We start from the raw sequence: 25,176 nt of genomic DNA on the forward strand, positions 1-25,176 counted from the left end.
GTTGGGCTGTAGTGTGCCTCGGCCCTCACGGAGGAGGGCCGTGGGCGGGGACGGAGCGGGTGCGGACCGTCTGCTCGTACTGTGGCGTCGGCTGCGGCATCGTGCTCGACGTCACGCGCGGCCCGGACGGGCGGCGGCGGGTGGTCAAGGCGTCCGGGGACAAGAGCCACCCGGCCAACGCCGGACGGTTGTGCACGAAGGGCGCCACCAGCGCCGGCCTGCCGGCCGCTCCCGGACGGCTGGAGCGGGCGCTCATCCGGCCGGACCGCGGCGCCCAGCCGCAGGAGAGCGGCGTGGACGCGGCGATCAGCGAGACCGCCCGGCGGCTGCGCGCCATCCTGGACGAGCACGGCCCCGACGCGCTGGCGTTCTACGTGTCCGGGCAGCTGACGCTGGAGGCGCAGTACCTGGCGAACAAGCCGGCCAAGGGGTTCGTCGGCACCAACCAGATCGAATCGAACTCGCGGCTGTGCATGGCCAGCGCGGGCAGCGGCTACAAGCTGTCACTGGGCTCGGACGGCCCGCCCGGCTCGTACGAGGACTTCGACCGCGCCGAGGTGTTCTTCGTCATCGGCGCGAACATGGCCGACTGCCACCCGATCCTCTTCCTGCGGATGATGGACCGGGTCAAGGCCGGCGCCAAGCTGATCGTGGCGGACCCGCGCCGCACCGCCACCGCCGGCAAGGCCGACCTGTTCCTGCGCATCCGGCCAGGCACGGACCTCGCCCTGCTGAACGGGCTGCTGCACCTGCCGGCGGAGAACGGGCACGTGGACGAGCAGTTCGTCGCCGCGCACACGCGCGGCTGGGAGGCCATGCCGGACTTCCTGCGCGACTACCCGCCGGCCACGGTCGCCGAGCTGACCGGCATCCCCGAGGACGACCTGCGCCAGGCCGCCCGGTGGATCGGCGAGGCCGGCGAGTGGATGAGCTGCTGGACGATGGGGCTCAACCAGAGCACCCACGGCACCTGGAACACCAACGCGCTGTGCAACCTGCACCTGGCCACCGGCGCCATCTGCCGACCCGGCAGCGGCCCGTTCTCGCTGACCGGCCAGCCGAACGCGATGGGCGGCAGGGAGATGGGCTACATGGGGCCTGGCCTGCCCGGCCAGCGTTCCGTCCTGGTCGAGGAGGACCGCCGGTTCGTCGAGGACCTGTGGGGCCTGGCGCCGGGCACGCTGCGCAGCGACGTCGGCCAGGGCACGGTCGAGCTGTTCTCCAGGATGGCCGACGGCGACGTCAAGGCGTGCTGGATCATCTGCACCAACCCGGTGGCCAGCGTCGCCAACCGTAAGACCGTCATCGCGGGGCTGGAGGCGGCCGAGTTCGTCGTCACCCAGGACGTCTTCGCCGCCACCGAGACCAACGCCTACGCCGACGTGGTGCTGCCCGCCGCCATGTGGGCCGAGACAGAAGACGTGATGATCAACTCTGAGCGGAACCTGACGCTGCTGCGCCAGGCCGTCGATCCGGTGGGCGAGGCGCTGCCCGACTGGAAGATCATCGCCAGGGTGGCGTGCGAGATGGGGTTCGCCGGCGCGTTCTCCTACGGTCTTCTTCCCCCGGCCGCACCTGCCCGCCGCCGAGCTGCCCGACGACGACTTTCCGTACGTGCTCAACACCGGGCGTCTGCCGCATCAGTGGCACACCCTCACCAAGACCGGCCCGGATGCGCGAGCACGGCGGCCGGCTCTGGGCCTGGCTCCAGGACGGCGCCTGCCTGTACGTGTGCGGCGACGCCAGCCGCATGGCCAAGGACGTCGACCAGGCGCTGCGCGACCTCGCGGTCCAGCACGGCGGCCTCACCTCCGAGGACGCCGCCGCCTACGTCAAGCAGCTCGCCACCGCCAGGCGCTACGTCCGCGACGTCTACTGACGACCCCCCGGCCACGCGGGCCGATCACCGCCCCTGACGTCATCGCGGTCAGCGGCGCCACCCACCACCCGATCCTCGGGCGGGCCCTGCTCAGCGGTAGCGGGCGATCATGGGGCCGAACTCCTTGCCGTAGGCGACGCCGACCGCGTAGACCGTCCTCGCTCCTGGCACCGCGCCCAGCGCGGACACGTCGAGCTCGCGATCACGGTTCGCGCCGGTCATCGGCGGCAGCTCGGTCCTGCTGCCGTCGGGCGCGACCCGGATGGTCCCGCTCAGGCCCCCTTCGGAGGTGTCCCAGACGGCCAGGACGATCCCGCCGGCGCCGTCGGAGCCGGCGGCGCTGACCCCGGCGGCGCCCGGCATCCACGACCAGGTCTTGCCGTCCCAGCGCATGGTGATCGTGCTCTGCCTGCTGCCGTCCTCGTAATCGAACACCTGGCGGGTGCCGATCGCCCACACGTTGTCCGGAGCGTGCGCGACGACCTGGGTGAGCGTGATCCTCGGGATGCTGCCGTCCGGACGGCCCTCGCTGTTGATCTCGGTGCTCGGCGTGCGGTCCTCCGGGGTGGCGACCAGTTGCCATGATCGGCCGTCCCAGCGCATGGTCGCCGCCTGGGAGCCGGTGCTCCCCTGGGCGAGCGGACGGCCGGTGCCGCCGACCGCCCAGACCTGGTCGGGCGCCACGGCCGACACCGACGTCGCCCAGGCCGGCAGGCGCATGACCGTCCAGTCTTTCCCGTCCCAGTGCGCGGCGTGATCGCCCACCACCAGCCAGACGTCGTCGGGCGCGAGGGCGGCGGCGCCGGCTCGCTCGCCCGGGTCGTGGTCCAGGTCCGGCAGCGCGATCCGGGTCCAGCGTTCGCCGTCCCAGTGGTGGGCGGTCAGGGTGGGGGCGGTGGCGAAGATCCAGGCGTCGCGCGGGCCGGTCGCCACGAGGTCAGGGAACCCCCTGGCATCGCCGAAGCTCCACGTCAGGCCGGGTGCGGGGTGCTCACGCCAGCGCCTGCCGTCGAAGTGCACGAGCAGCACCTTGCCTGAGCCTTCGTTCGGGGCGCCGAGCGCCCACACGTCGCGCGGGCCGCTGGCCGCGACCGCCCTCAGCCGGGTTCCGCGCTTGCCGCCGACGTGTGCCAGTCGCCAGCCGCGGCCCTGGGCCGTACGGATCGGGGAGGGCTTACGCGGTGCCGCGGTGGTGGCGGCCGGGGTGGGCGCGGCGGGGGTGGGTGCGCTGTGGGGTGCCCGTGCGGCGGTGCACGCCGTGAGCAGGACGGTGACCGCGCATAACGCGACCGTGCCTGTGACGGGTGGGCGACGACGTCCTGCGGCGATTGTCGGGTCTGACACCTACTGCCTCTCCACGGCGGTCAGTCTACGGAACCGCCCGAAGAGACGGATTACAAATCCGTTCGACAATGATTTTCATTTGCCTCGACTTGTCGAGACATCGACCGCGAAGGGTGACGCATGCCCGCATCTACGGCCCCCTCGGTACTGGCCCCCGCCCGTGCCACCCTGGGTCAGGGCACCACAGCCGATCGGTCAGCGCCCTGGCCGGGATGGCCCCACTCGTCGCGGTCGTCGAGATCAGCCGACGCCTGCTCAACGGAGAGACGAACATCTGGCCGACATCAGGGTGTCCTTCAGGATCCGGCGCGAGCTGCTGGGCAAGCTGCGCAGGCTCCCCCTCGGCTGGTTCACCGACCGCAACTCCGGCGTCGTGAAGAAGACCGTCGAGGACGACGTCGCCGCGCTGCACCAGCTCATCGCCCACTCCGTGGTGGAGGTGACCGCCGCCGCGGGCCCCGTGGTGGTCGCGGTCGGCTACCTGCTCGCCGTGGACTGGCGGATGGCGCTGATCAGCCTGGTTCCGCTGGTCGCCGGGCTGGTCGTCCACCAGCGGGCGATGGCGGGGGCGGGGACGAAGTATCCGGAGTTCATGGCGTGGCTGACCCGGCTGAGCGGGGCGGCGGTCGAGTTCGTCAACGGCATCGGGGTGGTCAAGGCGTTCGGCACGCCGGGGGTGGCCAGCCGCCGATCTCAACCTCGCCGCCCGATACTGCGACCACCTCCTGCTGCTGCTGCTGCACCAGGGGTGGCTCGTCGCCGCGGTATCTCCGGGTCAGGTCCTCATCGAGGAGATGATGGAGCCTCCTCCGCCTCGGCCGTCCGAGCCTGCGCTTCCTGAGGTCAGCGACGTGGCACTCGCCGGGTCGCGGGCGTATCCGTGCCACCGGGAACGAGCCTGCGCCGGGCCGAGCGCAGCATGGCGCGCACCACGACGGGATGCGCGAGGCGTACCGGCCAGAAGTAGACCCGCCCGCGCCATCCCTTCAGCCGTACGGTGGTCGTGACCCGCACCAGCCGGGCCACCGTGTCAACGGCCACCCCGCAGCGGAAGTCGAGATGCCGGTCGTTCATGGAGATGAGCGCTTCCTCCCCTTCGACGCGGTTCACGGCGAACGTGTCGCGGGGCGCGCGCGGGATGCCGAGCAGTGGCACGAGCGCCTGGCGCAGTGCCATGGCCCAGCCGATCCAGCGGGGCATGGCGGCCAGGGAGAAGATCCCGTCGGCCCACGTCCGGGGGTCGTCGGGCGCTCCCGGCGGAAGCACCCCGATGATCACGTCGGCGTAGTCGGGAGCTGGGATGTCCTCGAGGGCGGACGACCAGTAGACCGGTGTTCTCATGACGCCTCCATACGGTGCCGTATGGAACTCGACTATACGGTACCGTATGGAGCATGGCGAGTTCGGGGCGGATCACCGCGAAGATGTGGGTGGACGCCGCCTACGCCCGCTTCACCAAGGCCGGGCTCGACGCGGTACGGGTCGAGGCCATCGCCCGCGACCTCGGCACCACCAAGGGCTCCTTCTACTGGCACCACGCCGACCGGGGCGAGCTCGTCCGGGCGGTCATGGAGCGCTGGGAGGCGGAGGAGACCGAGCGGTTCATTGAGATCGCCTCCGCCGAGAGCGAGCCGCCGGCCCGCCTGCGCGCGCTGTTCACCGCGGTCGCGACGCGGGCCGGGCGGCGTGACGGGGAGAGCCGCCTCTACCTGGAGGCGGAACGGGAAGGCGTCCGGGAAGCGGTCACCCGCGTGACCCGCCGCAGGATCGACTTCGTCGCCGGGCTCCTGGGCGAGCTGGGGTTCGACAAGGAGGAGGCCGAGCGGCGCGGGGCGCTCGCGCTGGCCGTGGTGCTCGGCTTGCAGCAGCTCGAACGGGGCACGGATCTGCCCGTTCTCCGCGATCCCGCCGTTCTCGCCGCCACCGCCTTCGCCATGACCACCGCACCGGCGGGCTGACGCAGGGGGCGTCCGGCGCCGGCGGGTGAGCCGCCCCCGCACGAGCGCGCCCCGGAGCGCGCAACGGGCGGCCCGCTTGTCAGTGAAGCTGAATGCCCACGAGGCAGGTGTCGTCGTCGGTGTCGGACTTGCTGTGGGTCAGCAGGTGGTCCAGCCGCTGGCCGAGGCCCGTGCTCGGGTGCGTGGCGGTGCGCAGGAGCTGCTGCTGCGCCTGGTGCAGGGGCAGGTCGCGGCGCTCGATCAGGCCGTCGGTGTACATGAGCAGCACGTCGTCGGGGGCGAGCTGGATCTGGCTCTCCTCGTACGTCATGTCCGACAGCGCGCCGAGCAGCACGCCGCTGATCATGTCCAGCTCGACGGCCTGGCCGTCCCTGACCAGGACGGGCGGCAGGTGCCCGGCCCTGGCCCAGCTCAGTACGTGCGTGTCAGGGTCGTACAGGCCGCAGATCGCCGTGGCCGTCACGTTCTCGGTCAGATGGTGGGCGACCATGTTGAGCCAGGCCAGGAGCTGGCCGGGGCCCGCGCCGGTGGCGGCCAGGCCGCGCAGGGCGTTGCGCAGCACGACCATGCCGGTGGCCGCCTCGATGCCGTGGCCGGCGACGTCGCCGACGGCCAGCAGGATCTTCTTGGACGGCAGGATGACGGCGTCGTACCAGTCGCCGCCGACCAGGTGCTCCTTCTCGGCCGGCCGGTAGCGCACGGCGACGTCGAGGCCGAACGCCTCCACCGGCTGCTGGCTGGCCGGCATGATGGCCCGCTGGAGCTGCAGCGCCAGCCGGTTGCGCTCGGCCGCCTGCTGCTCGGTGTGGGCGAGCTGGTCGCGGGTGGCCGCGAGCGCCATCTCCGTCCAGTGCTGGGAGGAGATGTCCTGGTACGCGCCCCGGATGGCGAGCAGATGCCCTTCGTCGCTCAGCGCGGGCTCGGCCACCACCCTGATGTGGCGGGCGATGCCGTCGCGCCGCTGCAACCGGAACGCGGCGGAGGCGGGCTGGCGGTGGTGCAGCACCGTGCGCAGGAAGCGCCCGATCACCACCGCGTCGTCGGGGTGGGCGTGCTGTGCCAGCAGTTCCAGCGGGATGGGCGGCTCGCCCGGGTCCATGCCGTACAGCGAGTAGAGCTGGCTGTTCCAGGTGATCTCGCCGGTGAGCGCGTTCTCCTCGAAGCCACCGATGCGGCCCAGGCGCTGGGCGTGCTGGAGCAGGCTGGCCAGGCGGGTGGCCTCGTCCTGCAGCCGCCAGATCATCAGCACGTCGTCGCCGTGGCGGGTGATGCTCACGTGCGCGACGCTGGCCAGCGGCACCTGGTCGACCAGCGCGGTCAGCGTCACCCGGTCGGACTGGAACGGCTCGCCGGTGGCGTGCACCCGCTCGATCTTGGAGAACAGGCCGTCGTCCTGAGCGGCCAGCGGGTACGCCTCCAGCAGCAGCGCACCGGTCACCATCGCGGCCGGCCGCCCTGCCGGGTCGGTGAAGCGCCGGTTGGTGTGGCGGATCCGGAAGTCGGTGAGCCGGCCGTCGGCGCTCAGGCAGGGTTGCAGCACCATCGCGGCGTCCGGCAGCACGTCGGCCAGATCGGTCAGCTCCGACGGCGGGGCCGGAGCGGGCGCGCCGACGGGCCGCTCCAGCGTGTGCGCGCAGAGCTCGGCCAGCGCCTCGATCTGCTTGACGATCTGGGGCGGCGGCGGCTCCAGCGGCTCCGGCCAGCTGATCTCCAGCACGCCCAGCACGCGGCCGCCGGTGCCGGCGGGCACCGACGCGCGGCCCCCGTCGGGGGTGGCGTGCCAGCCGATCGAAGGCAGGCCGATGTCCGACAGGGCGCGCAGCCAGATCGCCTTGCGCTCGGTGAGCGCCCGCCGGGCGGGGGTGGCCACGCCGGGCGGCACGTAGCGCCAGCGGGCGGCTTCGGCCTCGTTGTAGCCTGCGTAGCCGGCCAGTGAGAGCGAGGCGTCGTGGCCCGCGGCCCAGACGGCGACGGCGGTGGCGCCGAGCGGGGTCAGCGCGTGCTGCAGCAGCGACTCGGCCACGGCCTGCGCGTCGCCGGCCTGGAGCATGCCGTTCTCGGCGCTGCGCATGCGCACCGCCACGCCCGCACCGGCTCCTGACGCGGCTCCCGAGGCGGCTCCCGAAGCAGGCCCCGTGCCTGAGGCGGGCCCTGCGCCTGAGGCGGGCCCTGTGCCTGAGGCGGGCCGTGTGCCGGGGTGAGCGCGTTCGGCTGCCGCCAGCGCCTCACGCGAGCGGGCCGCGTTCAGGAACTCCCTGGCCGTCTCGCTGATGCGGTCCCTGGCGGCGTGGTTGATGATGTCGGCCGACATCTCGATGGGCGAGACGCCCGCCTGCTCGGCCAGCGTCACGATCTGCCGCGCGGCCTCGGTCAGGCCGCAGCCGAGCCGTTCGATCAGGATGCCCTTGGCCACCTCGATCAGCGCCCGGCCCTCGGCCACGTGCTGGGCCTCCCGCACCGCCTCGCGCAGCCGTTCGATGGTGGCCGCCAGGCGACCGACGTTCGTGGCCGCGCCCGCGTCCGGAAGCGCCGGGGAACCGGCCATGCCGGGATCCGGCGCGGCCGGGTGCTGGAGGTCGTGCACGGGCTCTCCTTGCCTGGTGACGAGGCTGGGTGACGAGGCTGGGTGACGAGGCTGGGTGACGAGGCTGGGCGATGCGGCTGGGTGACGCGGCTGGGTGACGCAGCGGTGCGGGGCCGGTGGGCGGGCTAGGCCGTCAGCCAGTGCCGGATGCGCTCGATCAGGTGATCGGCGTCCACCGGCTTGGTGACGTAGTCACTGGCCCCCGCGGCCAGGCTCTTCTCCTGGTCGCCCGGCATCGCCTTGGCGGTCACGGCGATGATGGGCAGGGCGGCGTACTGGGGCATGGCGCGGATCGCGGCCGTGGCGGCGTACCCGTCCATCTCCGGCATCATGACGTCCATCAGCACGAGGTCGATCTCGGGGTGCTCGACGAGCGCGTCAATGCTCTCCCTGCCGTTCTCGGCGTGCAGGACGCGGATGCCGTGCATCTCCAGCATGCTGGTCAGCGCGAACAGGTTGCGGGTGTCGTCGTCCACGACCAGGATCGTGCGTCCGCTGAACGCGCCGTCCACCTCGCCGCCGGCGGGAGCCTGGACGGGCGCCTGCGAGCGCATCAGCGGCAGCACGTCGCCGACCTGCTCGGCCGTCAGGTGCAGGGCGATGCGCTCACGCAGCTCGTCGAGGCTGGACAGCAGTTCGAGCGGCTGGTTGGCCAGGTGCGCCTCGCGCTGCGGGCCCGCCTGCCAGTTGGTGTAGGCCAGCACGGGCACGCCCGCCAGCGCCGGGTCGCCGTCCATCGCCTCCAGGAGCTGGTACGCCGCCTGCTGCGGCATCTCCAGGTCGAGCACGATGCAGTGGCAGGGTGCGGCCGCCAGCGTGGCCGCCGCCTCCTGAGCGCCGGCGGCGGCGACGAGCTCGATCTCGCCGACGCGGGTGCGCGGCAGCTCGTGCACCACGCTCTCGGCGACCAGCGAGAGCAGCCCGCGGGCGCGGTGCTCGATCACCAGCAGGCGGCGCTGCTGGGGCGGCGCGGGCGTCCCGGCGGAGCGCGGCTCTCCGGGCGTCGCCTCGTCCTGTTCGGTGTTCTCCTCGGCCTGCTCGGCCGTGGTGTCCTTGGCGGCCGGGTCCTGGAAGTCGGGGCGGGCGATCGGCAGGTAGAGCGTGAACGTGCTGCCCTCGCCCGGCGTGCTGTGCGCGGTGATGGCGCCGCCGAGCAGGTAGGCGATCTCGCGGCTGATCGACAGGCCGAGCCCGGTGCCGCCGTACTTGCGGCTGGTGGTGCCGTCGGCCTGCTGGAAGGCGCCGAAGATGACTTCGAGCTGCTGTTCGGCGATGCCGATTCCGGTGTCGATCACGCGCAGGGCGAGCGCGCCGCCGTGCGGGCGCACCGAAGGGGGCAGCTCCGACTGCGCGGCCGGCTCGATGCGCAGCTCGACGCTGCCCGTCTCGGTGAACTTGACGGCGTTCGAGAGCAGGTTGCGCAGCACCTGCCGCAGCCGCGAGTCGTCGGTGAGCAGTTCGGACGGCACGCCGGGAAGCGTCGTCATCCGGAAGGCGAGGCTCTTCTGGCTGGTCATGGGCCGGAACGTGGCCTCGACGTAGTCGAGCAGCTGACGAACCTGGACCCATTCGGGGTTGATGTCCATCTTGCCCGCCTCGACCTTGGACAGGTCGAGGATGTCGTTGATGAGCTGCAGCAGGTCGGAGCCGGCCGAGTGGATGATCCCGGCGTACTCCACCTGCTTGGGCGTCAGGTTCCGCGTGTGGTTCTGGGCCAGGAGCTGCGCCAGGATGAGCAGCGAGTTGAGCGGGGTGCGCAGCTCGTGGCTCATGTTGGCGAGGAACTCGCTCTTGTACTTGCTGGCCAGGGAAAGCTGATGAGCGCGGTCCTCCAGCTCCTGCCTGGCCTGCTCGATCTCCAGGTTCTTGGTCTCGATGTCCTGGTTCTGGCGGGCCAGCAGCGTCGCCTTCTCCTCCAGCTCGGCGTTGGAGCGCTGCAGCTCCTCCTGCTGGTTCTGCAGCTCCTCCGAGCGGGCCTGGAGCTCGACCGCCAGCCGCTGCGACTCCTTGAGCAGCTCGTCGGTGCGGGCGTTGGCCACGATCGTGTTGAGGTTGACGCCGACGGTCTCCATGAGCTGGTCGAGGAAGGTCCGGTGGACCGGCGTGAACGGCTGCACAGAGGCCAGCTCGATCACGCCCAGCACCTGCTCCTCGACCACGATCGGCAGCACGATGAGCGAGGCCGGCAGGCTCTCCCCCAGCCCCGAGGAGACCTTCACGTACCCGGCGGGCACCTCGTCCACGGCGATGGTCCTGCGCGTGCTCGCGGCCTGCCCGACCAGGGCCTGGCCGAGGCGGAAACGGTCGGGACGGTCGGTCTCCACCGGGTAGCCGTAGGCGCTGATCAGCTTCAGCTCGCTCTCCTCGGCCAGGAAGAACGCGCCGTACTGGGCGGAGACCAGCGGCGCCAGCTCGTTCATCACCAGCTCGGCCACCGTGGCCAGGTCGCGGTGCCCCTGCATGAGACTGGACATGCGGGCCAGGTTGGACTTCAGCCAGTCCTGCTGCTCGTTGGCGCTGGTCGTCTCGCGCAGCGACTTCACCATCGAGTTGATGTTGTCCTTCAGGTCGGCCAGCTCGCCCTCGGCGTCCACGGTGATCGACCTGGTCAGGTCGCCGGAGGTGACCGCGCTGGTCACCTCGGCGATCGCGCGGACCTGCCGGGTCAGGTTGCCGGCCAGCTCGTTGACGTTCTCCGTCAGCCGCTTCCACGTGCCGGACACGCCCTCGACCTCGGCCTGCCCGCCCAGCCTGCCCTCACTGCCCACCTCGCGGGCCACCCGCGTCACCTCGGCGGCGAACGCGGAAAGCTGGTCCACCATCGTGTTGATGGTGGTCTTCAGCTCCAGGATCTCGCCCCGGGCGTCCACGTCGATCTTGCGGGTCAGGTCGCCCCGCGCCACCGCGGTGGTGACCTGGGCGATGCTGCGCACCTGGTTGGTCAGGTTGTCGGCCATCGAGTTGACGTTGTCGGTGAGGTTCTTCCAGGTGCCGGCCACGTTCGGCACGCGGGCCTGCCCGCCGAGCTGACCCTCGGTGCCGACCTCGCGGGCCACCCGGGTGACCTCGTCGGCGAACGCGCTGAGCGTGTCGACCATCGTGTTGATCGTCTGCGCCAGAACCGCGACCTCGCCCTTGGCCTCGACGGTGATCTTCTGCGACAGGTCGCCGCGCGCCACCGCCGTCGCCACCTGCGCGATGCTGCGCACCTGGCTCGTCAGGTTGGACGCCATGACGTTGACGTTGTCCGTCAGGTCCTTCCACGTGCCCGACACGCCGCGGACCGTCGCCTGGCCGCCCAGGTTGCCCTCCGTGCCCACCTCGCGGGCCACCCTGGTCACCTCGTCGGCGAACGCCGACAGCTGGTCGACCATCGTGTTGATGGTCTCCTTGAGCTCCAGGATCTCGCCCCGGGCGTCCACCCGGATCTTCTGCGACAGGTCGCCGCGCGCCACCGCGGTGGTGACCTCGGCGATGCTGCGGACCTGCGCCGTCAGGTTGTCGGCCATGACGTTGACCGACTCCGTCAGCGCCTTCCAGGTGCCGGAGACGCCCTTCACGTCGGCCTGGCCGCCCAACCGGCCGTCGGTGCCCACCTCGCGCGCCACCCGCGTCACCTCGTCGGCGAACGAGGAGAGCTGGTCCACCATCGTGTTCAGCGTGTTCTTCAGCTCCAGGATCTCACCCCGGGCCGAGACCGTGATCTTCTGCGACAGGTCGCCGCGCGCCACCGCGGTGGCCACCTGGGAGATGTTGCGGACCTGGTCGGTCAGGTTGCCCGCCATGAAGTTCACCGAGTCGGTGAGGTCGCGCCAGGTGCCGGCCACGCCCTTCACGTTGGCCTGGCCGCCGAGCTGCCCCTCCGTGCCCACCTCGCGGGCCACCCTGGTCACCTCGTCGGCGAACGAGGAGAGCTGGTCGACCATCGTGTTGACGGTGTTCTTCAGCTCCAGGATCTCGCCCCGGGCGTCCACCGTGATCTTCTGCGACAGGTCGCCCCGGGCGACCGCCGTGGTGACCTGGGCGATGCTGCGCACCTGGTCGGTGAGGTTGCCGGCCATGGCGTTGACCGAGTCGGTGAGGTCCTTCCACGTCCCCGACACGCCCGGGACGTCGGCCTGGCCGCCCAGCCGGCCGTCCGTGCCCACCTCACGGGCCACCCGCGTCACCTCGGAGGTGAACAACGCGAGCTGGTCCACCATGCCGTTGAACACCGACGCGATCTCGCCGAGCAGCCCGTCGGCGTCCCCGGGCAGCCGGTGGCGGAAATCGCCGTCCCTGACGGCCGTCAGCCCTGCCAGGAGCTGCCGCAGCTCCTGCTCGCCGACATCCGCGTTCCCCGGGTTGGTGGAACGCGAGCCCTTCACCGACGTGTCACTCATGTCCCGCCTCTTCGATCTTGCCCGTCAACCTGAGCTGCCGGCGACACGCATGCGCCTACGTCACCGGTTTGTGAGGGTACTAGATCCTTTGCGGTACTTCCCCGCCATCCGGCCTCGGACCTGGTACGCATGCTCCGATCGGGCGCCGGCGCCGCGGGCGGCGCAGGGCACGCGCGTGGTCAGGCACAGCAGGGAGCCGCGACCGGCGACCGGCACACGCCGCGCGTCAGGGCTCCGGGGGCCTCGTCGAAGAGCACGACCTCATCGGATGAGTCAGCGGTCGGCCGCCAGGCTGTGGATCGGGTGCTCGCCCTCGGTCTGCAGCCGGTACTCCGCGCCGGCCTTGGCGCGGTTGTCGTCGATGATCCGCTCCGAGGGCGCCTTCTCGCCGCCCATCAGGGCGTCCTGCATCTTCTCGAACCGCTCGTGGGCCTCCTGCACGTAGCCGGTGCCCAGCGTGGTGTAGTCGATCTGGGTGGCGATCAGCTCCCGCAGGTAGGCCTTGTTCGGCTCGAACGTGACCGGGGCCGGCAGCTCGGGCGCGCACACCTGCTCCGGATCGCGGCCGTCGTGCTTCTTGAACAGCTCGGCGGCCAGCCGCAGGTGCTCCAGCTCCATGGCCAGGTGCAGCTCCCAGATGTTCTTCACCTTCGGGTCGGACTCGGTCTCCATGAACGAGTGGTACAGGTAGCACTCGTTGTACTCGTGGTTGAGCAGCATCTCCCACCAGCTCTCGCCCGGGTCGACCAGCGACTCGTAGTGGGTGACGTGCTCCTCCTCGATCAGGCCGATCTCCTGGTAGAGCTGCCGGGCGATGGGCTCCATGTAGGTGGGGCCGACGTTCATGTAGAAGTTCATCGTCTGCTGCTCGGCCGACATGATCGTCAGCGCGTGCAGCTTGCTGATCGGCGCGGTGTTCTCGCGGTCGTACGGCTCGCGCACGTTGTCCACCGGATTGCGGTGGTGCAGGTAGGTGGGCCGGCCCGGCATGACCTCGGTCAGCCCGTCGACGATCTTCTCGGCCTTGCGGTGCTCGATCATCTCGTACAGGTTGGCGTAGCGGTACAGGTGGTCGAAGTCCTCCAGCACGCCGAACTGGTAGGCCTGCTGCAGGTACGGGTCCGGCTCCATCCGCGCCACCCAGGCGGTCAGGTCCACCGCCACCTGCTCGTACGCGATCGTCGTCTCCAGCACCGAGGCCAGGCCGGGCAGCAGCCAGTTGACCGCCTTCTGCTGCTGGGCCTCGATGTAGCGAACCCGGGCGAGCTGCTGCTTCACCTCCAGGTCCGGGCAGTGCCGGGCGAGCTGGTGGCTGAACAGGATGGCCTCCACCTCGATCCCGTTCATCGTGATGATCCGGCACCGGGTGTAGGGGTCGGCGTGGTCGGGGTCGATCGGCGTGACGTTCAGCTCCCTCCAGTTCCTGAGCTGCTTGTCCAGCGGGATGCCGCGCTCACGCAGTGGATTGAAGGTCATGTGCGTCCGCTCCTTCGCGGTCGGAGACATGCGATGTGCCCGCCTACCCGAGGCTTCCCGGCCCAACCTCTGCACGCTCCCGCCGAAACCTCCGCACTCGGTAAGGATCTCGACGCCGCCGGAGTGGTACGCCGAGCGCCGGGTAGGCAGGAGCGTCATGACGAGAACCGCGCCAGAGACCATGTCCGAGACGGACGTCATCGACCTGCTGCTGGCTCAGCACGCGATGATCAGAGACCTGTTCGACGAGGTCGAGCAGGCACCCGCCGGGCAGCGCGAGGAGGCGTTCACCCGGCTGGTGCGGATGCTGGCCGTGCACGAGACGGCCGAGGAGGAGATCGTCCACCCCTACGCCCGCCACAAGATCGACGGCGGCGACGGCGTCGTCGACGACCGGCTCGCCGAGGAGAACGAGGCCAAGGAACTGCTCATGCGGATGGACCAGGCCGGTCCTGACGCCCCCGGCTTCACGCAGAACCTGCTCATGCTGCGCGCCGCCGTGGAGGCGCACGCCCGCAGCGAGGAACGCTACGAGTTCACCCAGCTCCGCGGCCACACCACCGAGGCCGAGCGCCGCGCCATGGCCGTGGGCGTCAAGGCCGCCGAGGCGATGGCGCCCACCCACCCGCACCCCGGCACCGAGTCGGCGACCAAGAACGTCCTGGTCGGCACGCCGGTCGCGATGATGGACCGGATCCGCGACGTCATCCGCCAGGCCATGGGGAAGAACCCCTGACCGTGACGGCGCGCGGAATCGGGCTGCCCGGCACCATCCTGGGTGTCGGGCTGGGCGGGTTCGTCGACGGCATCCTGCTGCACCAGCTCCTGCAGTGGCACCACATGCTCACCAGCGCCGGCGCCGACAACATCGGCCTGCGCCCCTATCCGGCCGACACCGTGCCGGGCCTGCGGATGAACACGCTGTGGGACGGGCTGTTCCATACCTTCACCTGGCTGGCGGTGCTGATCGGGCTGGGGCTGCTCTACTCCCGGGTCACCACCTCGCGCGGGCGGGTGTGGCGTTCTCGTGCGCTGTGGGGCTGGATGCTCGTCGGCTGGGGCCTGTTCAATCTGGTCGAGGGCGTGATCGACCACCATCTGCTGGGCATCCACCACGTCCGCTCAGGCCCTGGCCAACTCTGGTGGGACCTCGGCTTCCTGCTCCTCGGCGCGATCCTGGTGATCGGCGGCTGGCTGCTGCAGCGTACCGGCGGAGCACTCGACCTGTGCCGGGACGCCGAGCCGGCACCATGATGGAGCACGGCGACCACGCAGGCGCGTCCCCGGTCGTGCTCGTGATCGCCCTGGTCGCGGCCGGCTACCTGACCCTGTCGGCGCGGCACGGCTCCGGACGGTGGCGCGTGGTCGCGTTCCTGACCGGCCTGACGCTGGCGGCCGCCGCCCTGACGGGGCCGATCGCCGCGCTGGCCGCCGCCGACTTCCGCGGCCACATGCTGCAGCACCTGCTCATCGGGATGCTGGCGCCGCTGTGCCTGGTGCTCGGCGCGCCGATGACGCTGCTGCTGCGCGCCTTGCCCGCCGCCCGCGCCCGCCGCCTGAGCGCGCTGCTGCGCCGCCGTGCCGTGCACGCCCTCGCTCATCCGGTCACCGCGCTGGTGCTGAGCGTGGGAGGCCTGGTGGTGCTGTACTGCACGCCGCTCTTCCGGCACACGATGACGAATGGCTGGCTGCACGCCGCGGTCCACCTGCACTTCCTGCTCTCCGGCTGCCTGTTCGCCTGGGTCATCGCCGGCCCCGACCCCGCGCCGCGCCGCCCGCCGGTGCCGGCCCGGCTGGTGGTGCTCGGCGTGGCGATCGCGGTGCACGCCGGGCTGTCGCAGCTCATGTACGCCGGAGTCGCGGTGGACCTTCCCGTGCCGGAGGACCAGCGGCGCGGCGCTGCCGAGATCATGTACTACGGCGGCGACCTCGCCGAACTGCTGCTTGCCCTGGCTCTCGTGCTCGGCTGGAAGCCTGCCCGGCTCAGCGTGGCGTGCCGGTGACGATCAGCCGCTGACCTCTGGTGAGCAGGCCCGATGGTCACTCTGACCGGGCGATCCGGCCGGCGTCCCGGGGAGGCGGCGGGTCGAGTTCCGCTCCACCAGTGCGGGTGCGATCAGTTGCTTCAGCGGGCGGGCGCCGCGGGCGCCGGCGATCTCCTCCAGCAGCAGGTCGACCGCGATGTTGCCGATCTCCGCAGCGGGCAGCCGGACAGTGGTCAGCGGTGGCGACAGGAACGCGGAGAAGGGGTGGTCGCCGAAGCCGATCACCATCATGTCGTCCGGCGCCTTGAGCCCGTGTTCCTCCAGGGCGCGGTACAGGCCGAGCGCGAAGTAGTCGTTGCCGACCACGACCGCGTCCGGCAGCCTGGCCCGGCGTAACATGCGGCGCGCCACCTGGTAGGCCTGTTGCGGCTGCCACGGCAGAGCGGCCTGCTCGATCCGGCGGGTGGGCACCCGCATGACGCTGCCGCGTGGCGTGGCAAGGCCGGCCTCGGCCATGGCCCGGCGGAAGCCGGCGATCCGATCGGCGATGGTGGTGATCGGCAGGTCCTCCTCCAGCACCACGATCGAGCGGGCGCCGCGGGAGATGGCGTGCGCGGTGGCGCGGTAGCCGCCGAGTTCGTTGTCGGTGCCGACGAAGCGGTAGCCCAGATCGGGCAGGTCGCGGTTGAGCAGCACGGTGGGGACGCCGACCGTGCTGAGCCGCCGCCACGGATCGGCGCTCGCCTGCACGGGTACGACCATCGCGCCGCTCACCGAGGATCGCAGCAGCGCCTCCGCGGCGCGTGTCTCGTTCTCCGCCGATTCCTCGGTGACCGTGAGCAGCAGTGAGTAGTCGTAGGTCCGGGCGCGCAACTCGATGCTGGAGATCAGTTGCGCGTAGAACGGGTTGGAGGGGTTGGTGATGACCAGGCCGAAGGTCATCGCGGAGCCTGTCACGAGCGATCTGGCCATGGAGTTCGGCACGTAGCCGACCCGTTCCGCCTCGGCACGTACCAGGGCCCTGGTCTTCTCCCCTATGCCGTCCTTTCCGGACAGGGCGCGGGAGACGGTGTTGACCGACAGGTTCAACGTCGCGGCGATGTCCCGCAAGGTATGACGCCGGCCCCCAGCCATTCGCGTGCCTTCTCTCGCTGCTTTCCACAGGTCGGAATCGCGCTCGGACATTAACGTTAATGGTGAGTGACCGTCAACCCTCCAAGGAGCCAACTCACTCCTGGACGGGCGCTGCGGTGAATTCTTTGCGAAACCGTATAGGCAGGTCAACGGCCATTCAACAGGCTCGCGAAGCACCTTCGCCAAGCAGTCGAGGGCGACTGGACCCTTGACGGCCACACCCCCCAGTCCTAGCATCAGCCGTCAATCGCATTAACGTTAATGTGCAGGTCTTCTCGAACCCCACCCCTCACCGCCAGACGCTTGCCGCGTCCTGGCTCACCCAGGAGTTGCCTGGCGATGCTGAAACGGGACGCCGGCCGACAGCGATCGGCCCGGCCATGACCGCGTACCTCATCCGGCGCACACTGTTCGCCGTCTTCGTGTTGTGGGGCGCCGTGACCATCGTGTTCCTGGTGCTCCGGCTGGTTCCCGGCGACCCGGCCCAGCTCATCCTCGGCTCCGACGCCACCCAGGACGAGATCGCGCTCCTGCGCGAGCAGATGGGCCTGAACCGCCCCGTCATGGTGCAGTACGGGATCTATCTCAGCGACGTGGCCCGGTTCGACTTCGGTGATTCCTACCGCTATCACGGTGACGCCCTGGGCCTGGTGGTGGACAAGTTCCCGCTCACCCTCCAACTGGCCGTCGTGGCGATGGTGATCGGCCTGGTGCTCGGCGTCTCGCTCGGCGTGCTCGGCGCGCTGCGGGTGAACCGCCTGGCCGACCGCGTGGTCTCGGTGCTCGCGCTGCTGTCGCAGTCCATGCCGTCGTTCTGGATCGGGATCATGTTCATCCTGGTGTTCGCCCGGCAGTTGCACTGGCTGGCCAGTGGCGGGCACGGCGGGCTCGACCGGCTGATCCTGCCCGGCGTCACCCTCGCCCTGCCGCTGATCGCGGTCCTGATCCGGCTGACCCGCAGCGGCCTGCTCGACGTCGTGCACGAGAACTACATCCAGACTGCCCGGGCCAAGGGCCTGTCCGAACGGCTCGTCATCCTCGTGCACGCCATCCGCAACGCGCTCATCCCGATCGTGACGGTGGCCGGTCTCGAGTTCGGCAAGCTGCTGGGCGGCGCGGTCATCGTCGAGACGGTCTTCTCCTGGCCCGGCGTCGGGCGGCTGCTCATCGACTCCATCTCGGCTCGTGACTACAACGTGGTGCAGGCCGCGATCCTGCTGATCGCCGGCGGTTTCGTGCTGATCAATCTGGTCGTGGACGTCCTGTACGGCTACCTCGACCCGCGCATCCGGCTGGGACGGTGACCATGGACAGGCCAACGGAGAACGTTCTGACCCGGACCGCCGCGCCGCCGGTCGGCGACGCCGTCCGCCCGGCGGCGGGCAGGACCCGCGTCAGGATCGGGCGGGTGCGCATCATCGCCTCGCTGTCGGTGATCGCCTGCTACGTGGCCGCCGCGGTCGTCGGGCCGATCCTGCTGCGCTACGACCCGGTCGCCACCGATCTCGGCTCCCGGCTGAAGCCGCCGGGCACCGTGCTGCCGGGCGGGCACACCGCCGTCTTCGGCACCGACCAGGTCGGTCAGGACGTGCTCGCCCAGATGCTGCAGGGCGCGCGGGTGTCCATCACCGTCGGTGTGGCGACGCTCGTGCTCGCCGGCGTCATCGGCGTCGCCGCCGGCATCGCCGCCGGGTACTTCGGCGGCTGGCCGGACATGGTGCTGATGCGGCTGGCGGACGTCCAGCTCACCTTCCCGTCGATCCTGCTGGCCATCTTCATCGCCTCGATCCTCGGGCCGAGCGTGGTGAACGTCGTCATCGTCCTGTCCATCTCCAACTGGGTGACGTTCGCCCGGGTCACCCGCAGTCAGGTGCTCGGGCTCAAGAGCCGGGACTTCGTCGACGCCACCCGCACCCTCGGTGCGCGGACCTGGCATCTGGTGATCCGCAGCATCCTGCCGTCCATGATCGCGCCGATTCTGGTGGTCGCGACCGTGGAGCTGGGCCACGTGATCCTGGCCGAGGCGTCCTTGAGCTTCCTCGGCCTCGGCACCCCGGCCAGCACGCCGAGCTGGGGGCTGACCATCGCCAACGGCCGGGACTACCTGTCGAACGCGTGGTGGATCTCCACGATCCCCGGCATCGGCCTGGCCGTCCTGGTGATCAGCTTCGGCGTGCTGGGTGACGCGTTGCGCGACCGCTTCGATCCGCGCCTGAGGAGCATGTGATGGACGATCCACTGTTGTCGGTGCGGGACCTGACGGTGCGCTTCCGTACCCGGGCGGGGACCGTCACCGCCGTCGACCGGGTGAGCTTCGACCTGGCCGCCGGGGAGACCCTGGCCATCCTGGGCGAGACCGGCAGCGGCAAGAGCGTCACCGCTCAGGCCCTGATGGGGCTGGTTCCGCGACCGGCGGGACAGGTGACCGGTGGCCGGATCGTCTATGACGGCACGGATCTGCTGACCCGCGCGCGGTCCGACAACCGGCGGCTCAACGGCACCGACCTGGCCATGGTCTTCCAGGACCCGCTCAGCTCACTCAACCCGGTCTTCCGGGTCGGCGCGCAGATCGGCGAGCTGTTCCGGCGCCGTCGTGGCGCCTCCCGCGCCGAGGCGCGGCGCCAGGCGATCGAGCTGATGGACCGGGTGGGCATCCCGGCGGCCGAACGCAGGGCCGACGACTATCCGCACCAGTTCTCCGGCGGCATGCGGCAGCGGGTGATGATCGCGATGGCGATCGCCCTGCGGCCCAGGGTGCTCATCGCCGACGAGCCCACCACCGCCCTGGACGTCACCGTCCAGGCACAGGTCATGGCGTTGCTCGCCGAGCTGAAGGCGGAGCACCGCATGGCGATGATCCTCATCAGCCACGACCTCGGCGTGGTGGCCGGCGTCGCCGACCGGGTCATGCTCATGTACGCCGGCCGGGTCGTGGAGACCGGCGACCTGCGCGAGGTCTACGAGACGACCGGGCATCCCTACACCCGTGGCCTCATGGCCTCGATCCCGGCGGTGGACGGCCCGCGCGAACGGCTGACGCCCATCAAGGGTTCGCCGCCGGACCTCATGCGGCTGCCCGCGAGTTGCCCGTTCCAGCCCCGCTGCGACTTCGCCACCGACGTCTGCGGCGCGGAGCGGCCGGAGCTGCTGCCCGTGCCCGCCCGGCCCGCGTCGCATCGGGCCGCCTGCCACCACGCGAAGGAGGTCGTCGCCGATGTCGTCGTCCCCGGCTGACCCGCTGCTGTCGGTCAGAGACCTGCGTACCAGCTTCCCGGTCCGCTCCTCCTTGCTGCGCCGCAAGGTGGGCGCCGTCCAGGCCGTCTCGGGCGTCTCGTTCGACCTGCCCGCGGGCCGGACGCTGGGCCTGGTCGGCGAGTCGGGCTCGGGCAAGACGACGCTGGCGCGCACCGTCATCGGCCTGGCGCCGCCGGAGTCGGGTCAGGTGCTCTTCGACGGCCGGGACCTGCTGACCCTCCCGGCGGCCGACCTGCGGCGGGCGCGCCGGCAGGTGCAGATGATCTTCCAGGATCCGTACGCGTCGCTGAACCCCAGGCTCACCGTCGAGCAGATCATCAGCGAGGCCTGGCTCGTCAACCCCGGTGTCGTGCCCCGCGACAGGTGGGCCGCCGAGGTGCGGGAGCTGCTGTCCAGGGTCGGGCTGAACCCGGACCACGCCGACCGGTACCCGCACCAGTTCTCCGGCGGGCAGCGCCAGCGGGTCGGCATCGCCCGCGCGCTGGCGCTGCGTCCGCGGCTGGTGATCTGCGACGAGGCGGTCTCGGCGCTGGACGTCTCGGTGCAGGCGCAGGTGCTGAACCTGCTCGTCGACCTCCAGGCGGAGCTGGGTCTCAGCTTCCTGTTCATCGCCCACGACCTGTCGGTGGTGCGGCACATCAGTGACGAGGTGGCGGTGATGTACCTCGGAAAGGTCGTGGAGATGGGCACGACGGAGCAAGTCTTCGCCGCCCCGGTGCACCCGTACACGCAGGCGTTGTTGTCCGCGGTGCCGGTGACCCGGCCGTGGGCCGCGCCGCCGCGGCAGCAGATCATCCTCACCGGCGACATCCCGTCGCCCGTGTCGCCGCCGTCCGGCTGCCGGTTCAGGACCCGGTGCTGGAAGGCCCGGGATCGCTGCGCCACGCAGGAGCCTGCGCTCGCCGACCGGCTGGGTGACCACTCCTCCGCGTGCCACTTCCCCGAGCTGCCCGCCTCCGCGGGGAGTTCCCGGTGAGCGGCCGGATCCGGCTGGTGCTCGTCCGGCACGGCGAGTCGGTCTGGAACGTCGAGGAGCGCTACCAGGGGCAGGCCGACTCGGGGCTCACCGCCGCCGGGCGCGAGCAGGCCGAGGTGGCCGCGGCCGTGCTGCTGGCCCGCTTCGGGACGCCTGAGCTGGTCGTCTCCAGCGACCTGCCGCGGGCCTGGGACACGGCGGGCGCGTACCTGCGCCGGCTCGACGTCCAGGTCAAGCGGGACGCCCGGTTGCGCGAGACCGACGTCGGCACCTGGGCGGGCCGGCCGTTCACCGAGATCGCGCAGGAGCATCCGGAGGTGCTGGCGGCGCTCGGCCGCGGCGAGGACGTGCGGCGCGGCGGTGGTGAGACCTTCGCCGAGCTGCGCCGGCGGGTGTGGCGGGCGCTCGTCGACGCCGCGGGCATGACGGCCGGTGACGCGACCGTCGTCGTGTTCACCCACGGCGGTCCGATCCGGGTGGCCGCCGCCGCCGCGTTGCGCCTGCCGCCGCCCGGCCACCTCGCCTTCGCCCCGCCGGTGAACACCTCGCTGACGGTCATCGGCTACGCGGGCGAACAGCGGCACAACTCGGTGGCCGAGTACAACTCGCCGACCGCCTGGGCCGCGCGGGCCGCGCGCGCCGACTGAATCGAAGGGATCAGCATGCTGACCGGATCGTTCACCTTTGTCGCCATGACCTACAACCTGTGGGGCGACTGGCATCTGGAGCAGCGAGAACCGGCGATCCGCGACCTGTTCACCACCCGGCCGCCCGACCTCCTGGCGACCCAGGAGCTCCGCCCCCGCTCGCGCGCGGTGGTGGACGAGGCCATGCCGGGTCACGAGCGGGTGCACGACGACTTCGCCGGATGGGGAGCGCAGAGCAACCTGTGGTGGCGGCGGGAGCTGTTCGACCTCGTGGAGCACGGGACCAGGGACGTCGGCATCCTCGACGACGGCGCCAGGCTGTTCTGGGTGCGGCTGCGGCCCAGGGCCGGCGGCGCGCGGACGCTGGTGTTCTCCACCGCGCACCTGACGTGGCCGGGCCACGCGCGGGAGCGGGAGGACGGCCGCAACCTGCGGACCGGGCAGGCGGAGCAGGTGGCCGCGGCGCTGGACGAGATCGCCGGCGACGAGGCGTGCCTGTTCACGGTGGACGTCAACGACATCGGGCAACCGCTGTGGGTGCTCGGCAACAGCGGCTTCCTCGACTCGTTCACCGCGCTGGGACGCACGTCGCCGGTCACCCACCCGGTGTCGCCGCTGCCGTTCGTCACCGGCAGAGGAACGCGCCTGTCCCCGCTGGGGTCCCCGTCCAAAGCCATCGACTGGATCTTCTCCCGGGGCCCGATCGTCACCCGGGCCAGCGAGGTCGTCGACTTCTTCTCGTCCGGGAACGCCCCATCGGACCACCACCCCGTGGCGGCGACCTTCACCCTGCCGTCCGATCAAGGAGAGAGGCCATGATCACACGATCCCGGGCCGGGAACCGCCTCGTCGCCATCGCTCTGGTGATGAGTCTCGCGGCCTGCGGCGGCTCCGGCCGCTCCGCCGGCGAGGAGCAGGTGCTCCGCTACGCGCCGCAACTGTTCCCCGTGTCGCTCGACGTCCAGCAGTACCCCGCGGAAGAGGCCGTCCAGACCGCCGTCCAGCAGGGGCTCGAAACGCTCACCGTCATGAAGGACGGCCAGGCGGCCCCGAAGCTGGCCACCTCGTGGGAGAGCCCCGACGACAGAACGTGGGTGTTCCACCTCCGCGAGGGGGTGACGTTCAGTGACGGGAGCGCCTTCACCGCCAAGGACGTCAAGGGTTCCGTGGAGCGGCTGATCAGCCTGAAGGGGTCGCTGGCCCCGCTGCTCGCCTCCATCACCGCCGTCGACGCCACCGACGACCGCACGGTGACCTTCCGCACCTCCGCGCCGCTGGGCACCCTGCCCAGCACCCTGTCCCTGGTGTTCATCGGCCAGGGCGACAAGGTCACCAGCGACGCGTACTGGCAGCAGCCGGTCGGCACCGGGCCGTTCAAGTTCGACTCGTTCAGCCCCGACGACAAGGTGGAGCTCAGCCGCAACGACACCTACTGGGGCGCCAAGGCCAAGGTGTCGAAGCTGCAGATCCTCAACATGCCGGAGATCTCGGCCCGGATCACCGCGCTGAACAACGACGAGGTGGACGTGCTCGCCTCGATCCCGCCCGACCAGGTGGCCGAGGTGTCCGGCGTGGACGGGATCAAGTACGGGATCGGGCCGAGCTTCAACTACTACTTCGTCTGGTTCAACCAGAACAACAAGCCGTTCGGCGACGTCAAGGTACGCCAGGCCATGTTGCACGCCATCGACGTCAAGAGCGTCGTCGGCGACCTGTTCGGCGACCTCGGCACGGTGGCCAGGTCGCCGGTCACCCAGGCGGTCTTCGGGTCGGCCGAGCTGGAGCCGTACTCCTACGACCCTGCTCTGGCCAAGCGGCTGCTCGCCGAGGCCGGATACCCGGACGGCATCACCACCACGATCCAGTGGCCGCTGGCGGGCGGGCCGAACATCCGGGCCATGGCGCAGGCGTTCATCTCGTCCTGGGAGAAGGTCGGCATCAAGGTGCAGCCGCAGGAGAAGGAGCGGGCGACCTGGCTGAAGGACTTCGCCGCCCTGCAGTGGGACATGAACCTGCAGACCAACACCACCGGCACCGGCGACGCCGACTTCACGCTGAACCGGCTGTACACCTGCGAGGCGAAGCGGATGGGCTACTGCAACAAGGATCTGGACTCGATCCTGGCCAAGGCGCGCGCGTCGCTGGACCAGAACGAGCGCAAGACGCTGTACGCCCAGGCCGACAAGATCATCTGGGAGGACGCGGTCGGCCTCTTCCCGGTGGACCTGAAGAACAACTACGCCGTCCGCGACGACGTCCAGGGCCTGGAGATGCCGGTCAGCGGACGGCCTGACTTCTCGCAGGTGTCCGTCGGCTAGCAGCCTTTCCCGCCCGCCCTCACCCAAGGAAACACTCCATGACCCTGCGCACTGCCGTACTCGCCGGCCTCGCCGCCTTGACCACCCTCTCCGCCCAGACGATCAACGTACCCGCCGCTCAGGCCGCCCTGCCGGAGCCCGCCCGCAGCGCCTGCCGCAACGCCGCCGTGGCGCCGGTCGAGACCGGCGCCGCCTTCAACGACCCGGTCGCCGGCGCCGCGACCGCGGTCGTGGAACGGATCTGCTCGCTGATCAAGCAGGCCCCCGCCGGGTCGTCGATCGAGATCGCCGAGTTCGTCGTCTCGGGCGACGCCGGCGCCGACTACGCGGCGGTGCTGCTCGACGCCTACCACCGCGGCGTCGAGGTCCGCATGGTCATGGACGGCTACCAGATCGGCAACCCCGCCGCCGCGCGGCTGATCAGCACGCTCGGCACCGACGAGTCGGCCGCCTCGTGGGTGCACGTCTGCGGTCACCTGAGCCCGGAGGGGAACACCACCTCGTGCCAGGGCACCAAGGGCATGCACAACAAGTTCTCGCTCTTCTCGCAGACGGGCGGCCGGCGTGACGTCGTCGTACAGGCCTCCAACAACATCACCGACGTCAACTCCACCAGCTACTGGAACAACCTGGTCGTGCTGCCCGGCGACCGCCGGCTCTTCCAGGGGTACGGCAAGTACTTCGACGACCTCGCCGCCGAGGTGCAGAACCCCGACTACGACACCACCGTCACCGCCGGCGGGCGGGGCGGCCGGATCACCGCCCAGTTCTACCCGGTCGCCGGCCGGGACCCGATCGCCGAGCGGCTCGGCGCGGTCCGCTGCGATCCCAAGGGCCGTACCCGGGTCGAGATCGGCCAGTCCGAGTGGGACGCCACCCGGCTCGCGATCGTCGACCGGCTCGCGGCGCTGGTGAGCGCGGGCTGCCGGGTACGCGTCGTGCACGGCCCTGCCGACGACGCGGTCACCGCCGCGCTGGACGCCGCCGGCGTGCGGCGGCGGGTGCTCGACGGCTCGACCCCGGCCGGCCGCGTCCACTCCAAGTACCTCGTGGTCACCGATCGGGCGGGCGGGCGGAGCTGGGTGATGACCGGCAGCCACAACTTCAACGCCACCTCGCTGCGGCGTAACGACGAGGCGATGGTCGAGCTGTCCGAGCGTGGCGTCGTCGAGGCGTACGCCGCGAACTTCGCTCGTCTGTGGGAGGTCGGCGTGGTGGCGGGAGGCTAGCGGGCTCCT

Annotated in this window: 20 protein-coding genes; 14 read left to right on the plus strand and 6 right to left on the minus strand. The window is 71.0% G+C overall.

The genetic code is table 11. From position 1 onward, the window contains the following. Positions 1 to 59 precede the first annotated feature (59 nt). Positions 60 to 1,916 (plus strand): molybdopterin-dependent oxidoreductase, encoded by a 1,857-nt coding sequence (locus tag FXF51_RS41685; RefSeq protein ID WP_262380169.1) that lies wholly within the window; start codon positions 60 to 62, stop codon positions 1,914 to 1,916. A gap of 53 nt (positions 1,917 to 1,969) precedes the next feature. Here the strand turns inward: FXF51_RS41685 and FXF51_RS41690 are convergent, their stop codons facing one another. Next, a complete protein-coding gene (locus FXF51_RS41690) occupies positions 1,970 to 3,223 on the minus strand; it encodes a hypothetical protein (RefSeq protein WP_148440299.1) in 1,254 nt (417 codons plus the stop codon). 289 nt (positions 3,224 to 3,512) lie between these two features. Here FXF51_RS41690 and FXF51_RS41695 point away from each other — a divergent pair, with 289 nt between their 5' ends. Further along, positions 3,513 to 4,064, plus strand: coding sequence for an ABC transporter transmembrane domain-containing protein (locus FXF51_RS41695; RefSeq protein ID WP_148440300.1), 552 nt, complete (start codon positions 3,513 to 3,515; stop codon positions 4,062 to 4,064). A gap of 2 nt (positions 4,065 to 4,066) precedes the next feature. Here the strand turns inward: FXF51_RS41695 and FXF51_RS41700 are convergent, their stop codons facing one another. Continuing rightward, entirely contained in the window at positions 4,067 to 4,564 is a 498-nt protein-coding gene (locus FXF51_RS41700; protein ID WP_148440301.1) for a DUF2867 domain-containing protein, read from the minus strand. 53 nt (positions 4,565 to 4,617) lie between these two features. On the opposite strand from FXF51_RS41700, the gene FXF51_RS41705 reads away from it, so the two are divergent. Further along, the gene (locus FXF51_RS41705; RefSeq protein ID WP_148440302.1) at positions 4,618 to 5,181 is read left to right on the plus strand and encodes a TetR/AcrR family transcriptional regulator; all 564 of its coding nucleotides are present in this window, start codon (positions 4,618 to 4,620) and stop codon (positions 5,179 to 5,181) included. Between the two features lie 79 nt (positions 5,182 to 5,260). Here FXF51_RS41705 and FXF51_RS41710 read toward each other — a convergent pair whose 3' ends face one another. The 3 genes from FXF51_RS41710 to FXF51_RS41720 all read right to left on the minus strand — a co-directional run bounded on the left by FXF51_RS41710 (position 5,261) and on the right by FXF51_RS41720 (position 13,623). After that, on the minus strand, positions 5,261 to 7,765 hold the full coding sequence (locus FXF51_RS41710; RefSeq protein WP_262380170.1) for a SpoIIE family protein phosphatase: 2,505 nt from the start codon (positions 7,763 to 7,765) through the stop codon (positions 5,261 to 5,263). A 125-nt stretch (positions 7,766 to 7,890) separates the two neighbouring features. After that, positions 7,891 to 12,147, minus strand: coding sequence for a HAMP domain-containing protein (locus FXF51_RS41715; RefSeq protein ID WP_148440303.1), 4,257 nt, complete (start codon positions 12,145 to 12,147; stop codon positions 7,891 to 7,893). Between the two features lie 273 nt (positions 12,148 to 12,420). Further along, positions 12,421 to 13,623 (minus strand): hypothetical protein, encoded by a 1,203-nt coding sequence (locus FXF51_RS41720; RefSeq protein ID WP_148440304.1) that lies wholly within the window; start codon positions 13,621 to 13,623, stop codon positions 12,421 to 12,423. Positions 13,624 to 13,780: 157 nt separating this feature from the next. On the opposite strand from FXF51_RS41720, the gene FXF51_RS41725 reads away from it, so the two are divergent. From FXF51_RS41725 to FXF51_RS41735, 3 genes are read left to right on the plus strand one after another with little or no spacing between them, the layout of a single operon-like run. Next, positions 13,781 to 14,359: a hemerythrin domain-containing protein gene (locus FXF51_RS41725; RefSeq protein WP_262380171.1), complete on the plus strand. Its 579-nt coding sequence runs from the start codon at positions 13,781 to 13,783 to the stop codon at positions 14,357 to 14,359. 2 nt (positions 14,360 to 14,361) lie between these two features. Further along, on the plus strand, positions 14,362 to 14,877 hold the full coding sequence (locus tag FXF51_RS41730; protein WP_262380172.1) for a DUF2243 domain-containing protein: 516 nt from the start codon (positions 14,362 to 14,364) through the stop codon (positions 14,875 to 14,877). Next, the gene (locus tag FXF51_RS41735) at positions 14,850 to 15,626 is read left to right on the plus strand and encodes a cytochrome c oxidase assembly protein (RefSeq protein WP_262380173.1); all 777 of its coding nucleotides are present in this window, start codon (positions 14,850 to 14,852) and stop codon (positions 15,624 to 15,626) included. The genes FXF51_RS41730 and FXF51_RS41735 overlap by 28 nt, the downstream gene beginning before the upstream one ends. Before the next feature lie 3 nt (positions 15,627 to 15,629). On the opposite strand, the gene FXF51_RS41740 is transcribed toward FXF51_RS41735, so the two are convergent. Beyond that, entirely contained in the window at positions 15,630 to 16,718 is a 1,089-nt protein-coding gene (locus FXF51_RS41740) for a LacI family DNA-binding transcriptional regulator (protein WP_222871696.1), read from the minus strand. Between the two features lie 404 nt (positions 16,719 to 17,122). On the opposite strand from FXF51_RS41740, the gene nikB reads away from it, so the two are divergent. From nikB to FXF51_RS41775, 8 genes are read left to right on the plus strand one after another with little or no spacing between them, the layout of a single operon-like run. Beyond that, positions 17,123 to 18,046: a nickel ABC transporter permease gene (gene nikB, locus FXF51_RS41745; RefSeq protein WP_148440307.1), complete on the plus strand. Its 924-nt coding sequence runs from the start codon at positions 17,123 to 17,125 to the stop codon at positions 18,044 to 18,046. A 2-nt stretch (positions 18,047 to 18,048) separates the two neighbouring features. Next, positions 18,049 to 18,969: an ABC transporter permease gene (locus FXF51_RS41750; protein ID WP_148440308.1), complete on the plus strand. Its 921-nt coding sequence runs from the start codon at positions 18,049 to 18,051 to the stop codon at positions 18,967 to 18,969. After that, positions 18,969 to 19,976, plus strand: coding sequence for an ABC transporter ATP-binding protein (locus FXF51_RS41755; protein WP_148440309.1), 1,008 nt, complete (start codon positions 18,969 to 18,971; stop codon positions 19,974 to 19,976). The genes FXF51_RS41750 and FXF51_RS41755 overlap by 1 nt, the downstream gene beginning before the upstream one ends. Then, a complete protein-coding gene (locus FXF51_RS41760; protein ID WP_148440310.1) occupies positions 19,957 to 20,973 on the plus strand; it encodes an ABC transporter ATP-binding protein in 1,017 nt (338 codons plus the stop codon). The genes FXF51_RS41755 and FXF51_RS41760 overlap by 20 nt, the downstream gene beginning before the upstream one ends. Then, complete coding sequence (locus FXF51_RS41765) at positions 20,970 to 21,620, plus strand: histidine phosphatase family protein (RefSeq protein ID WP_187414865.1); 651 nt, start codon at positions 20,970 to 20,972, stop codon at positions 21,618 to 21,620. Before FXF51_RS41760 ends, FXF51_RS41765 begins: the two co-directional genes overlap by 4 nt. 45 nt (positions 21,621 to 21,665) lie before the next feature. After that, positions 21,666 to 22,439, plus strand: coding sequence for an endonuclease/exonuclease/phosphatase family protein (locus tag FXF51_RS61245; RefSeq protein ID WP_187414866.1), 774 nt, complete (start codon positions 21,666 to 21,668; stop codon positions 22,437 to 22,439). After that, entirely contained in the window at positions 22,436 to 23,938 is a 1,503-nt protein-coding gene (locus FXF51_RS41770) for an ABC transporter substrate-binding protein (protein WP_187414867.1), read from the plus strand. Before FXF51_RS61245 ends, FXF51_RS41770 begins: the two co-directional genes overlap by 4 nt. Positions 23,939 to 23,976: 38 nt before the next feature. Continuing rightward, positions 23,977 to 25,167 (plus strand): phospholipase D-like domain-containing protein, encoded by a 1,191-nt coding sequence (locus FXF51_RS41775; protein WP_148440313.1) that lies wholly within the window; start codon positions 23,977 to 23,979, stop codon positions 25,165 to 25,167. The last annotated feature ends 9 nt before the right edge of the window (positions 25,168 to 25,176 follow it).

Source organism: Nonomuraea sp. PA05 (assembly GCF_008086045.1).
GTDB classification, from domain to species: Bacteria; Actinomycetota; Actinomycetes; order Streptosporangiales; family Streptosporangiaceae; genus Nonomuraea; species Nonomuraea monospora.